This is a genomic window from Azospirillum sp. BE72 (genome assembly GCF_031455875.1).
Lineage (GTDB): Bacteria > Pseudomonadota > Alphaproteobacteria > Azospirillales > Azospirillaceae > Azospirillum.
In genome coordinates this window covers 106,794-119,492 of the sequence record NZ_JAVDTO010000014.1, presented here as the reverse complement: position 1 = coordinate 119,492, position 12,699 = coordinate 106,794, and the positions used below count along the sequence as shown (strand labels likewise).

General features: G+C 65.9%; 11 protein-coding genes. 2 read left to right on the top strand and 9 right to left on the bottom strand.

Annotated features, from left to right (window positions below):
• Positions 1–12: 12 nt before the first annotated feature.
• The 6 genes from J2Y49_RS25225 to J2Y49_RS25200 all read right to left on the bottom strand — a co-directional run bounded on the left by J2Y49_RS25225 (position 13) and on the right by J2Y49_RS25200 (position 7,266).
• Positions 13–786 (bottom strand): DUF2161 family putative PD-(D/E)XK-type phosphodiesterase, encoded by a 774-nt coding sequence (locus J2Y49_RS25225; protein WP_310117874.1) that lies wholly within the window; start codon positions 784–786, stop codon positions 13–15.
• A complete protein-coding gene (locus tag J2Y49_RS25220) occupies positions 783–1,103 on the bottom strand; it encodes a CcdB family protein (RefSeq protein ID WP_310117873.1) in 321 nt (106 codons plus the stop codon). The genes J2Y49_RS25225 and J2Y49_RS25220 overlap by 4 nt, the downstream gene beginning before the upstream one ends.
• A complete protein-coding gene (locus tag J2Y49_RS25215; protein ID WP_310117871.1) occupies positions 1,100–1,291 on the bottom strand; it encodes a type II toxin-antitoxin system CcdA family antitoxin in 192 nt (63 codons plus the stop codon). Before J2Y49_RS25215 ends, J2Y49_RS25220 begins: the two co-directional genes overlap by 4 nt.
• 119 nt (positions 1,292–1,410) lie before the next feature.
• Positions 1,411–3,564 carry a methylmalonyl-CoA mutase gene (gene scpA / locus J2Y49_RS25210; RefSeq protein ID WP_310117870.1) on the bottom strand — a complete coding sequence of 718 codons (2,154 nt, stop codon included), beginning with the start codon at positions 3,562–3,564 and terminating at the stop codon, positions 1,411–1,413.
• Positions 3,565–3,721: 157 nt separating this feature from the next.
• Positions 3,722–5,722 (bottom strand): acetyl/propionyl/methylcrotonyl-CoA carboxylase subunit alpha, encoded by a 2,001-nt coding sequence (locus J2Y49_RS25205; protein ID WP_310117869.1) that lies wholly within the window; start codon positions 5,720–5,722, stop codon positions 3,722–3,724.
• 11 nt (positions 5,723–5,733) lie between these two features.
• Positions 5,734–7,266, bottom strand: a complete 1,533-nt coding sequence (locus J2Y49_RS25200; protein ID WP_310117867.1) for an acyl-CoA carboxylase subunit beta — start codon at positions 7,264–7,266, stop codon at positions 5,734–5,736.
• A gap of 232 nt (positions 7,267–7,498) precedes the next feature.
• Here J2Y49_RS25200 and J2Y49_RS25195 point away from each other — a divergent pair, with 232 nt between their 5' ends.
• Entirely contained in the window at positions 7,499–8,959 is a 1,461-nt protein-coding gene (locus J2Y49_RS25195) for a short-chain fatty acyl-CoA regulator family protein (protein ID WP_310117866.1), read from the top strand.
• A gap of 134 nt (positions 8,960–9,093) precedes the next feature.
• Positions 9,094–9,990: a response regulator gene (locus tag J2Y49_RS25190; RefSeq protein ID WP_310117865.1), complete on the top strand. Its 897-nt coding sequence runs from the start codon at positions 9,094–9,096 to the stop codon at positions 9,988–9,990.
• 4 nt (positions 9,991–9,994) lie between these two features.
• Here J2Y49_RS25190 and J2Y49_RS25185 read toward each other — a convergent pair whose 3' ends face one another.
• The 3 genes from J2Y49_RS25185 to J2Y49_RS25175 form a co-directional block, all read right to left on the bottom strand.
• Positions 9,995–10,546, bottom strand: a complete 552-nt coding sequence (locus tag J2Y49_RS25185; RefSeq protein ID WP_310117863.1) for a DUF924 family protein — start codon at positions 10,544–10,546, stop codon at positions 9,995–9,997.
• 110 nt (positions 10,547–10,656) lie between these two features.
• Complete coding sequence (locus tag J2Y49_RS25180; protein ID WP_310117861.1) at positions 10,657–11,418, bottom strand: cytochrome c1; 762 nt, start codon at positions 11,416–11,418, stop codon at positions 10,657–10,659.
• A complete protein-coding gene (locus J2Y49_RS25175) occupies positions 11,418–12,686 on the bottom strand; it encodes a cytochrome b N-terminal domain-containing protein (RefSeq protein ID WP_194912881.1) in 1,269 nt (422 codons plus the stop codon). Before J2Y49_RS25175 ends, J2Y49_RS25180 begins: the two co-directional genes overlap by 1 nt.
• Between the last annotated feature and the right edge of the window lie 13 nt (positions 12,687–12,699).

The following is a 12,699-nucleotide window of genomic DNA, read 5'->3' as shown; positions in this document are numbered from 1 at the left end:
GTCCCCCTCACCCTAACCCTCTCCCCGCTTTCGGCGGACCGGAGGTCCGCCTGTCGCGTCAGCGCAAACAGAGTTTGCGCGAGAGCTGGGGGGAGAGGGGACTGCCAGCGCATGGGCGAACGCCTCCACCCCCTGCACGCCCGCCGGGGTCAGCCCGTAGGTGCCGCGCCCCACCCGCTCGAACCAGCCGTAGACATTGCGCAGCAGCATCGGCCCGACATCCTTCGGCGCCCCCGCTTGGCGCAGCGCCGCCACGGTCAGCGGCCCGTCGCGCAGCATGCGGGCGATGCGCAGCGCGTCCTGGCGATAGGCGGTGACGATGGCGACGCGGGTGGAACCGCCGCAGTTGGGATCGCCGACCCGGCGGGCATGCTCCCCCAGCAGCCGGTGGGTGCGCTTCTTGTCCTTGCGCGGACTGTAGGGAACCGGATCGAGCAGCACGGCGACGCGCTGCCCCTCCGCCAACCCCGGATCGACCATCAGCAGGCCGAGCCCCAGCCGCCGGCAGAGCTTCTTCACATCCCCGTCCAGCGGCGACGGCCCGGTGGCCTTGCGCCCCGGCTGCGGCACGGCGAGATAGACGCTGTCGCTGATGGCCAGCCGGTCCACCCCCTGCAGCACGAGGTCGAGCGTGAAGCGCTTTTTCAACTCGACGATCACCGGCGGCTCGCCCCCCCGCATGGCGACGAGGTCGCAGCCGTGGATCTCCGCCTTCACGTCATAGCCCTGGGCTTCCAGGAAAGCCTTCACGGGCGCGTAGAGGTCGGTTTCGGCGGTGACGGTCAAAAGTCGCCTGTCAGCACATCGATGGCGCGGCGGATGTCGGAATGGGCATCGGATGCGGAAGCGACGACAGTGCCGATCTGCGTAACGGGCAAAGCGACGATCTGCGGCGTCGCGACGACAAATGCCTCGTTGCCGACCATGATCGACGGCATGATTTTGGGAATTGCGGTTTCAACTTCGGACGACCGGATCAACGGAACCACAACACGGGTTCTGTCGATACCGACATAATCACCCTGAACGATCAAGAGATAGGGAATGGGGTGATTCTTCTTTCCCTTCGCCGCCGGGTTGAGACAGACGTCCAGAAATCTCATTCGAAATTCCGGTACTCTTCACCAAAAAGGCCCAGTCGGTCCACCAACGCATCGTAGGCGGCAAACGCCGCCCGATTGTCCTCCATCCATTTCTTCTTTTCGGCTTCGATGGCAGACACACGCGATGCATTTTCCAGCCTATCGGAAACGGGAGGCTCATTCTTTTTGGCTGGATCGATCCTGGACATCGAACGGCTCCCGATCATGCATCACTGAGCTAAGAATAGTGCCGCGGCTCCAGCCTGTCCAGTTCAGGGCCGTCGCAATCAGGAGCGGGAAGGACCTGCGCCCTTCCCGCTTCCGCTCGTCAAGCCGCCGCCTTCTGCTTGCGCAGAATGCCCAGGATGTCCGACGCCGCCTTCGGGATGTTGGTGCCCGGCCCGTAGATGGCCGCGGCCCCCGCCTTGTAAAGGAAGTCGTAATCCTGCGGCGGGATCACGCCGCCGCACACGACGAGGATGTCGCCGGCGCCCTGTTTGCGCAGTTCCTCGATCAGCTGCGGCACCAGCGTCTTGTGGCCGGCGGCCTGGGACGACACGCCGATGACGTGGACGTCGTTCTCCACCGCCTGACGAGCCGCCTCGTCCGGGGTCTGGAACAGCGGGCCGATGTCGACGTCGAAGCCGATGTCGGCGAAGCTGGTGGCGATCACCTTGGCGCCGCGGTCGTGGCCGTCCTGGCCCATCTTCACCACCAGGATGCGCGGCCGGCGGCCCTCCTCGGCGGCGAAGGATGCCACCTCCTCCTGGATCTTCTTGAAGCCCTCGTCGCCCTCATAGGCCGAGCCGTAGACGCCCGAGACCGAGCGGATGACCGCGACATGGCGGGTGAAGGCCTTCTCCAGCGCGTCGGAAATCTCGCCGACGGTGGCGCGGGCGCGGGTGGCCTCCACCGACAGGGCCAGCAGGTTGCCGGTCTTCTCGGTGGCCGCCTTGGTCAGCGCGGCCAGCGCCTCCTGGCATTTGGACTCGTCGCGGGTGGCACGGATCTGCTTGAGCCGCGCGATCTGCGCCTCGCGGACGGCGGTGTTGTCGATGTCCAGCACGTCCACCCCCTCGGGGTTTTCCGGACGGTACTTGTTGACGCCGACGATCACCTCCTCGCCGCGGTCGATGGCGGCCTGACGGCGGGCGGCGGCCTCCTCGATCAGCAGCTTGGGCATGCCGCTCTCGACCGCCTTGGTCATGCCGCCCATCTCCTCGACGCGGCCGATCAGCTCCAGCGCGGCGTTGGCGAGGCTGTGGGTCAGATGCTCGATGTAGAAGGAGCCGCCGAGCGGGTCGACCACCTTGGTGACGCCGGCCTCCTCCGCGATGATCAGCTGGGTGTTGCGGGCGATGCGGGCGGAGAATTTGGTCGGCAGTCCCAGCGCTTCGTCGAAGGCGTTGGTGTGCAGCGACTGGGTGCCGCCCAGCACCGCCGCCATCGCCTCGATGGTGGTGCGGATGACGTTGTTGTAGGGGTCCTGCTCGGTCAGCGAGACGCCTGAGGTCTGGCAGTGGGTGCGCAGCGCCAGGGAACGCGCGTCCTTCGGCTGGAACTTCTCCTGCATCAGGGAGGACCACAGCAGGCGCGCGGCGCGCAGCTTGGCGATCTCCATGAAGAAATTCATGCCGATGGAGAAGAAGAAGGACAGGCGCGGCGCGAACTTGTCGACCGGCAGGCCCTTCGACATCGCCGCCCGCACATATTCCAGACCGTCGGCGATGGTGAAGGCCAGCTCCTGCACCGCCGTCGCCCCCGCCTCCTGCATGTGGTAGCCGGAGATCGAGATCGAGTTGAACTTCGGCATGTGCTGGGATGTGTACTCGATGATGTCGGCGATGATCCGCATCGAGGGTTCGGGCGGGTAGATATAGGTGTTGCGGACCATGAACTCCTTGAGGATGTCGTTCTGGATGGTCCCGCTCAGCTTGTCCTGAGAAACGCCCTGCTCCTCCGCCGCGACGATGTAGCCGGCCAGGATCGGCAGCACCGCGCCGTTCATCGTCATCGACACCGACATCTTGTCGAGCGGGATGTCGGCGAACAGGACCTTCATGTCCTCGACGCTGTCGATCGCCACGCCGGCCTTGCCGACATCGCCGACGACGCGCGGATGGTCGCTGTCATAGCCGCGGTGGGTGGCGAGGTCGAAGGCCACCGACAGGCCCATCTGGCCGGCCTTGAGGTTGGCCTTGTAGAAGGCGTTCGACTCCTCAGCGGTGGAGAAGCCGGCATATTGCCGGATGGTCCAGGGCTTCACCGCGTACATCGTGGCGCGCGGGCCGCGGGTGAAGGGCGGGAAGCCGGGCAGCGTGTCCAGCTCCAGCCCTTCCAGGTCGGCGGCGGTGTAGAGCGCCTTGACGTCCAGCCCTTCCGGGGTCTTCCAGACCAGCTTGGAGATATCGCCGTCGGCGCCGAGATCCTTGGCGGCCAGCTTGTCCCAATCGGCAAGGGTCTTCTTCGGGAACTCGGTCATCGACGCCTCCTGAGGGCTTCTTATGGGCGCAGGTAATGTTGGCAGTGCGTTTCCTCCCGAAACCCCTCTCCACCCTCGGCGGACCGGCGGTCCGTCCGACAGGTGGAGAGGGGTTGGGGGTACGCTTCCTCTCGGTACTGTTCTTCTTATTATACGGTTACGCGAATTCCACGATCTTCTGATCGACCGCCAGGCTGCTGCCCGGGGCTGCGTGGATTTTCGCGACCGTTCCGTCCTGCGCGGCGCGCAGAATGTTTTCCATCTTCATGGCCTCGACCACGGCCAGCACCTCGCCGGCCTTGACCTCCTGGCCTTCCGTCACCGCCAGCGACACCAACAGGCCCGGCATCGGCGACAGAAGGAACTTCGACATGTCCGGCGGCGCCTTCACCGGCATCAGGGCGTCGAGCTTCGCCGCCTTCGGGGTCAGCACCTTGACGATGGCCTGCGAGCCGCTGTGATGCAGGCGATAGCCGACGCCGACGCGGTCGACCTGGACGCAGACATGGTTGCCGTTCACCGTGCCGCGGAACAGCGGTTCGCCCAGTTGCCAGTCGCTCCACACCGTGTGGTGCTTGCCGTCGATGTCGACGGTGTAGCCGATACGCTGCGGGCTGCCTTCAGCCGGATGCAGGTGCACCGGATGCCGGGTGCCGTCCAGCACCACCACCCAGTCGTCGCGCACTTTGGCCTTGTTGCCAGCCATCTTGCCCGAGATCTGGATGTCGCGGTCGTTCAGGCTGCGGTGGATCACCGCGGCGACCGCGATCAGCACCGCCGGGTCTTCCGGCGGCAGGTCCGAGGCGTGGAAGCCGGTCGGGTATTCCTCGGCGATGAAGTTGGTGGTCAGCCGCCCGTCGACGAAGCGCTGGTTCGCCATCAGCGAGGCCAGGAACGGGATGTTGTGGCTGACGCCGCGGATGTAATACTGGTCCAGCGCCTCGCGCATGCCGGCGATCGCCGCGTCGCGCGTCGAACCCCAGGTGCAGAGCTTGGCGATCATCGGATCGTAGTACATCGAGATCTCGCCGCCCTCGAACACGCCGGTGTCGACGCGGACATGCGGATCGGCGGCCGGCGGCCGGTAATGGGTGAGACGGCCGGTCGAGGGCAGGAAGTTGCGGAAGGGATCCTCGGCATAGACGCGCGCCTCGACGGCCCAACCGTTCAGTTGCACGTCCTCCTGGCGGATCGTCAGCTTCTCGCCGTAGGCGACGCGGATCATCAGTTCGACGAGGTCCAGGCCGGTGATCAGCTCGGTGACCGGGTGTTCGACCTGGAGACGGGTGTTCATCTCCAGGAAGTAGAAGTTGCGCTCGGCATCGACGATGAACTCGACCGTGCCGGCCGACTTGTACTGCACCGCGTTGGCCAGAGCCACCGCCTGCTCGCCCATCGCCTTGCGGGTGGCGGCGTCGAGGAACGGGCTCGGCGCCTCCTCGATGACCTTCTGGTGGCGGCGCTGGATCGAGCATTCGCGCTCGTGCAGGTACAGACAGGTGCCCTGCCCGTCTGCCAGCAGCTGGATTTCGATATGGCGCGGCTGCTGGATGTACTTCTCGACGAAGACGCGGTCGTCGGCGAAGCTGGAGCGCGCCTCGTTGGTGGCCGAGCGGAAGCCCTCGCGCGCCTCCTCGTCGTTCCAGGCCACGCGCATGCCCTTGCCGCCGCCGCCGGCCGACGCCTTGATCATCACCGGATAGCCGATGTCGCGGGCGATCATCACCGCCTCTTCATCGTCGGCGATGACGCCGAGATAGCCGGGGACGGTGGAGACGCCGGCTTCCTTCGCCAGCTTCTTGGACTCGATCTTGTCGCCCATGGCCTGGATGGCGTGGGCGTCCGGACCGATGAAGGCGATGCCGGCGGCCGCCAGCGCCTCCTGGAACTCGCGCTTCTCCGACAGGAAGCCATAGCCGGGGTGGACGGCCTGGGCGCCGGTCTTCTTGCAGGCATCCACGATCTTATCGATCAGCAGATAGCTCTGGGCGGACGGCGCGGCTCCGATGTGGACGGCCTCGTCGGCCATCTCGACATGAAGCGCGTTCTTGTCGGCGTCGGAATAGACCGCGACGGTCTTGATGCCCATGCGGCGTGCCGTGCGGATGACGCGGCAGGCGATCTCGCCACGGTTGGCGATGAGGATCTTCTCGAACATGCTGCCGGCCCTCACAGCGGAATGTTGTCGTGCTTGCGCCAGGGGTTCTGGAGCTGCTTGTTCTTGAGCATGGACAGCGCCTTCGTGATGCGGCGGCGGGTGCCGTGCGGCATGATGACGTCGTCGATGTAACCGCGCGACGCGGCGACGAAGGGATTGGCGAACTTCTGCTTGTACTCTTCCGTACGCGCCTCGATCTTCTCGGCGTCGCCGATGTCGCTGCGGAAGATGATTTCCACCGCACCCTTGGCGCCCATCACCGCGATTTCCGCGGACGGCCACGCATAGTTCACGTCGCCGCGCAGATGCTTGGACGACATCACGTCGTACGCGCCGCCGTACGCCTTGCGGGTGATGACCGTCACCTTCGGCACGGTGGCCTCGGCGTACGCGTACAGCAGCTTGGCGCCGTGCTTGATGATGCCGCCATACTCCTGGCTGGTGCCGGGCATGAATCCGGGGACGTCGACCAGGGTCAGGATCGGGATTTCGAAGGCGTCGCAGAAGCGCACGAAGCGCGCGGCCTTCTTGGAACTGTCGATGTCCAGGCAGCCGGCCAGCACCATCGGCTGGTTGGCGACGATGCCGACCGTGGAGCCGTTCATGCGGGCGAAGCCGATGATGATGTTCTTGGCGTATTCCGGTTGCAGTTCGAAGAAATCGCCCTCGTCCACGATCTTGAGGATCAGTTCCTTCATGTCGTAGGGCTTGTTCGGATTCTCCGGCACCAGCGTGTCGAGCGAGAAGTCCTCGCGGTCGAGCGGATCGACGCAGGGGCGGACCGGTGCCTTCTCACGGTTCGACGAGGGCAGGAAGTCGACGAAGCGGCGCAGCTGCAGCAGCGCCTCGACATCGTTCTCGAAAGCCAGATCGGCCACGCCCGACTTGGTGGAGTGGGTGACGGCGCCGCCCAGTTCTTCCGCGGTCACGACCTCGTGGGTGACGGTCTTCACCACGTCGGGGCCGGTGACGAACATGTAGGAGCTGTCCTTCACCATGAAGATGAAGTCGGTCATGGCCGGCGAATACACCGCGCCGCCGGCGCACGGCCCCATGATCAGCGAGATCTGCGGGATGACGCCCGACGCGTCGACGTTGCGCTGGAACACCTCGGCATAGCCGCCGAGCGAGGCGACACCCTCCTGGATGCGGGCGCCGCCCGAATCGTTCAGCCCGATCACCGGCGCGCCAACCTTCAGCGCCTGGTCCATGATCTTGCAGATCTTCTCGGCATGCGCCTCCGACAGCGCGCCGCCGAAGACCGTGAAGTCCTGGCTGAAGACGAAGACGAGGCGGCCGTTGACGGTGCCGTGGCCGGTCACCACGCCGTCGCCCGGGACCTTCTGGTTCTCCATGCCGAAGTCGATGCAGCGATGTTCGACGAACATGTCGAACTCCTCGAACGACCCTTCGTCGAGGAACAGCTCGATCCGCTCGCGCGCGGTCAGCTTGCCTTTGGCGTGCTGGCCGGCGATGCGCTTCTCACCGCCGCCCAGCCGCGCCGCGGCGCGCTTGGACTCCAACTTGGCCAGAATGTCTTGCATCGGGCGTTCCCATATCTTTGGCGTCGCAGTGACGGTCCCCGCTCCGGCGTCGAGCGACGCAATCATTCACCGGAACGCCGCGGATTATTCACAAACTTCGCAGCGCTTCAAACAGCCTCTTTGCAAAAACGTGCGAAGTTGCGAAGCCCTTTGCAAATGCGGCTTTACGCTTGCTAAGATTGCGAAGAACGGCGGATTTCCAAGGCCGTCCGGTGGGCGGGATTTTATACGCATGCAAAAGAAGCTATTCCTTGGCTACAAGCTGCGCCGCCTGCGCGAACAGCGCAGCCTGACCCAGGCGTCGCTGGCCAAGACTCTGGAGCTTTCTCCCAGCTATCTCAACCAGTTGGAGAACAACCAGCGTCCGCTGACCCTGCCGGTCCTGATGCGGATCGCCGCCACCTTCGAGCTGGAACTGTCCGCCTTCCTGGAGGATGAGGACAGCCGGCTGGTCTCCGACCTGCGCGAGGCGCTGGCCGATCCGCTCTTCGCCGGGGCGCCGCTGACCGCGGGCGAACTGCGCAGCGTGGTGGGCTCAAGCCCCGAACTGGCCCGCCGGGTGCTCAGCCTGCATCAGGCCTATCAGAAGCTGCATGAGCGGGTGCAATCGCTGGCCGACAGCCTGTCCAACCGCGAACCCAGCAGTCAGGAGGGCGACAGCTTCGCCGGCCCGCAGTTCCCCTACGAGGAGGTGCGGGACTATTTCCACTACTGCAACAACTACATCGGCCCGCTGGACGAGGCAGCGGAGCGGCTGTGGGACTCCGAGAAAATCCATTCAGGGTCGCTGCTGAACGAATTGGCGGCCTATCTGAAGCGACGGCACGACGTGCGGGTGAAGATCGTCGCCGACGAGGCGGGGGAGACCGCCATGCGCAGCTACGATTCCTCCACCGGCACGCTGCGCCTGTCCGCCTTGCTGACCAGTTCCAGCCGCGCCTTCCACATGGCGAACCAGATCGCGTTGCTGGAATTCGGCGACCAGATCGACGAGCTGGTGGAGCAGGCGAAATTCTCCAGCGAGGACGCCCGGTCGATCTGCCGGGTCGGGCTCGCCAACTATTTCGCCGGTGCGCTGGTGATGCCCTACCGTGCCTTCGCCGCCCAGGCCCGCGCGCTGCGCCACGATGTGGAACAGCTGCAAAGCCGCTTCTCCGCCAGCTTCGAGCAGGTCTGCCACCGGCTGTCCACCCTGCAGCGGCCGGGCGCCCGCGGTCTGCCCTTCTATTTCGTGCGGGTCGACATGGCCGGCAACATCACCAAGCGCCATTCCGCCACCCGTTTCCACTTCGCCCGTTTCGGCGGCGCCTGCCCGCTGTGGAACGTGCACGAGGCCTTCGCCCAGCCCGGCAAGATCCTGGTGCAGTTCGCCCAGATGCCCGACCGCACCACCTACATCAGCATCGCCCGCACGGTGACCAAGCGCGGCGGCGCCTATCTCAAGCCGTCGCGCCAGTTCGCCGTCGGGCTGGGCTGCGAGGCCAGCCACGCGCCGGAGTTGGTCTATGCCGCCGGCATCGACATCACCGACGTCAAGGCCGCGGTGCCGATCGGCGTCAACTGCCGCCTGTGCGAGCGCACCGATTGCCAGCAGCGCGCCTTCCCGCCGATCGGCAGTGAGTTGCGGGTGAACGAGCACCACCGCAGCTTCGTCCCCTACCTCTTCAACCCGCCGGATGCTCCACTCCGCTGACCGGACCACCGGAAGGAGAGCCCAGTTGGCCCGCCGCTTGCTGAGAACGGGTCGCAAGATCGGAAAAGCTGTGCCGATGGGCATGTCCGGCCCCGATCTCTGCAAGCTGCGTTGCATTTTGCCAATGGCGGGTCATGGACGGTGACAATCTGCATCACGCCCCCGGCGGGAGGGTGACGGCCTTCGCCCCGGAGGCGCTGGCCCGCATGCTGTCGGTATCGGCCGCGGCACTGGCCCAGGCGCGCAATGTCGCGCTGGACGTCAGCGTGCTGAACGGCACGCCGCCGCGGCTGGTCGGCGATGCCGGGACCGTGGGTGCGCTCTGCACAGCACTCGCCGCGAGCGCCATCGCCAGCACCGATCCGGGATCCGGCCGGCTGGAGGTCCGCCTGTCGGCCCTGCCGGTGGGGGAGGAGCGGGTGACCCTGCGGGCGGAACTGGCCGGCCGCTTCGACCCCGATGGCGGCCCAAGTGGCGGCGATCGCTTCTGCCACGAACTCGCCCGCCGTCTGCTGGCGGCCCTGGGGGCACAGATGGGCATGGACCATGGGGTGGACGGCATGCGGCGGGTGACGCTGGACATGCCGGTCGCCCTGCCCTCCCGCACCACCGATGCCGACCGGCTGATGAACTGGGCCCGCTCGCGCGGCGGCCGGCTTCTGGTGGTGGACGACAGCGCCACCAACCGGATGGTGGTGGCCGGGCTGCTGGCCAAGGCAGGATTTTCGGTCGAGACCGCCACCGGCGGGGCTGAGGCCGTGGAGGCCGTCGCCCAGGCGCCGGTGCCGCCCGAAGCGGTGCTGATGGATGTCGCCATGCCGGATATGGACGGGGTGACGGCTACAACCACCATCCGCTCGCTGGGCGACGAGCGAGCCCGCATCCCGATCATCGCCGTCACCGCCAACGCCCAGCCGGAGGACCGCGTCCGCTGCCTCGCCGCCGGGATGAACGACTACCTGACCAAGCCGGTCCGCCGCGCCGATCTGCTCGGCGCGCTGGAACGCTGGCTGGCGCCGCTGCAGGCGTGAGAGTTTAAAAGGACGAATCCGGCTCCTTCAGGAACGCCTCCTCCTCCGGGGTGCTTGGGCGACCGAGGACGGCGTTGCGATGGGGGAAGCGGCCGAAGCGCTGGATGATCTCGCGGTGACGCAGGGCATAGCGCACCGTGGTCTCGTCGCCCACCCGCTCGGTGAACAGCGCGACCGACCGCTCCTGGCTCGCGAGGTCCTCGTGATGCTCATAGGGCAGGTAGAGGAAGATCCGCTCGTCCGTGGTGCATTCCAGATCGAAGCCATTGGCCACGGCATGGTCGCTCACGCCCCGCGCCTTGGCATCGGTGGCGAAGGCGCGCGGATCGTCGCGGAACATGTTGCGCGGCACCTGGTCGAGCAGGATGCACAGCGCGATGCAGCCGTCGACATCCTCCATCCAATGGTTGTAGTCGCCGCGGGCCGCCTCCTCGTGATGGGGGCCGAGCGTGTCGGCGACCGCCCGGTCGAAGCTTGCCGATTTGCGGAACCAATAGGGCTTCATCGCCTCGTCGAACCAGAAATCGACGATCTCGTCGATCAGCTTGTCCACCATCCGTCTTCTCCGCAATAGGTCCGCCGCCCGGACGACCCGTTCCCCAAAAGAAACAGGGCGCCCGAAGGGGCGCCCTGTCCAGTCTCAATCGCCTCACCGAACCGTCAGGCTCAGTGCAGCGTGCTCCACAGCTTGCGCTTGGTGGCATACATCAGGCCGGCCAGCACCAGCAGGAACAGGATGACCTTGACGCCCATCTGCTTGCGAGCATCCAGGTGCGGTTCCGCGGCGAAGGTCAGGAAGGTCGCCACGTCGTGCGCCTGTTGCTCCACCGTCGCCTTGGTGCCGTCGGCGAAGGTGACGCCGTCGGGCTGCAGGATGTTCGGCATGCCGACCTGATGGCCGGGGAACACCTTGTTGTAGTTCATGCCGTCCATCAGCTTGACGTCGGCCGGCGGCTCCTCGAAGCCGGTGAGGAAGGCGTAGAGGTAATCCTCGCCGCCGACGCGGGCCTTCGCCATCAGCGACAGGTCCGGCGGAAGGGCGCCGTTGTTCGACGCACGGGCTGCCTGATCGTTGGCGAAGGGCGACGGGAAGCGGTCGGCCGGGACGGCCGGACGCATGAACATCTCGCCCGCATCGTTCGGGCCGGCCTGCACCTCATAGCCGGCGGCGATCGCCTTCAGCTCGTCCTCGCTGAAGCCGATGCCGGCCAGGGTGCGGATCGGGACCAGACGCATGGAATGGCAGGCGGCGCAGACTTCCTTGTAGACCTGGAAGCCACGCTGGGCCGACGCCTTGTCGATGGTCCCGAAGATGCCGCTGTGCGGCCAGCTCTGCTTGGGGATATGCACGCCTTCCGCGGCCTGCGCGGCCCCGGCGATGCCGAGAGCCAGCGCCGCCGAGAGGATAGCAGTCTTCAACGCGCGCATCAGGCCTTCTCCATCGGCTTGGCATGGGCGCCGGCGGCGATGCCGCCCCCGCCCTTCAGAACGGACTCGGCGATGCTGTTGGGGAGCGGACTCGGCCGTTCCAGCTTGCCCAGCACCGGCAGCAGGACCAGGAAGTGGAAGAAGTAGTAGGCGGTGCCGATACGGGCGATGATCAGCCAGGCGCCTTCGGCCGGCATAGCGCCGGCATAGCCGAGAACCAGCGCGTCGAGGGCGAGGATCCAGAAGAACTGGCGGTAGATCGGCCGGAACTTGCAGCTGCGGACCTTGGAACGGTCGAGCCACGGCAGGAAGGCCAGCAGCGCGATCGAGCCGAACATCGCCAGCACGCCGCCCAGCTTGTCCGGGATCGCGCGCAGCATGGCGTAGAAGGGCAGGAAGTACCATTCCGGCACGATGTGCGCCGGGGTCACCAGCGGGTTGGCCGGGATGTAGTTGTCCGGATGGCCCATGTAGTTCGGCATGAAGAACACGAACGACGCGTAGATGATCAGGAAGATCACCACGGCGAAGCCGTCCTTGACCGTGACGTACGGGTTGAACGGGACGGTGTCCTGCGGGCCCTTCGGATCGATGCCCAGCGGGTTGTTCGAGCCGCAGACATGCAGCGCCGCGGTGTGCAGGATCACCAGACCCAGCAGCACGAAGGGCAGCAGGAAGTGCAGCGCGAAGAAGCGGTTCAGCGTCGGGTTGTCGACCGAGAAGCCGCCCCACAGCAGGGTCACGATCGGGTCGCCGACGATCGGGAATGCCGAGAACAGGTTCGTGATGACGGTGGCGCCCCAGAAGCTCATCTGGCCCCAGGGCAGCACGTAGCCCATGAAGGCGGTGCCCATCATGACGAGGAAGATGATGACGCCCAGGATCCACAGGATTTCGCGCGGGGCCTTGTAGGAGCCGTAATAGAGGCCGCGGAACATGTGGATGTAGACGGCGATGAAGAACATCGACGCGCCGTTGGCGTGCACGTAGCGGATCAGCCAGCCGTAATTCACGTCGCGCATGATGCGCTCGACCGAATCGAAGGCCAGCGAGGTGTGGGACGAGTACTGCATCGCCAGGAACAGGCCCGTGGCGATCATGATCACCAGCATGATGCCGGCGATGGCACCGAACGCCCACAGATAGTTGACGTTCCGCGGCATCGGGTAGTGGTTGTACTCGTGATCCAGCATCGTGAAGATCGGCAGGCGGCTGTCGATCCAGTTCACGACCGGATTCTTGAACTTGGTGGCTTGAACCTGAGCCATCTCGGGGTCTCCA